The following is a 452-nucleotide window of genomic DNA, read 5'->3' on the forward strand; positions in this document are numbered from 1 at the left end:
GGCCTGCCGTGGTCGGCCGCGCCCGGGACCAGCGCGGCCTGCCGGTCCGGCCAATCCTCGAGCTTCAGGTGCCGGGCCGGCTTCTGATCGCCGCAGCCGTCGCAGACCGAGACGAGCCACGATTGCCAGAGGCCGTCGGTCTTCTCCTGTGCCGAGCGCGCCTGCTCGCGATGCGCGGAGGCCAGCGGCAGGGTGTCGAGGTCGGCTTGCTGCCTGGGGGGCGCCAGGGTCCGGAGCTCGTCGAGCTGGACGTCGCGCTTGGCCGGCAGGCCGGATGCCGGTCCGGACCCGGGCGACGCGTTGGGCAAGGAGCCCGGCGAGGAGCCGGGCAAGGGATCGGCCAAGGAGCCCGTGGTGCCGGGATCGGGCCGGCAGCCGATGCAGATCCGGGTGCTGATCGCGTCGTCCGCGACCTGGCGCGGGGTCCGGCGCGCGATCGGCCGGGTCTCGGC

Annotated in this window: 1 pseudogene; it reads right to left on the reverse strand. The window is 75.4% G+C overall.

The features are described from left to right. Positions 1-308, reverse strand: a pseudogene (locus FV228_RS32605) (hypothetical protein); the annotation flags it as partial. Positions 309-452: the final 144 nt, after the last annotated feature.

It is taken from the genome of Methylobacterium sp. WL18 (genome assembly GCF_008040015.1).
Lineage (GTDB): Bacteria > Pseudomonadota > Alphaproteobacteria > Rhizobiales > Beijerinckiaceae > Methylobacterium > Methylobacterium mesophilicum.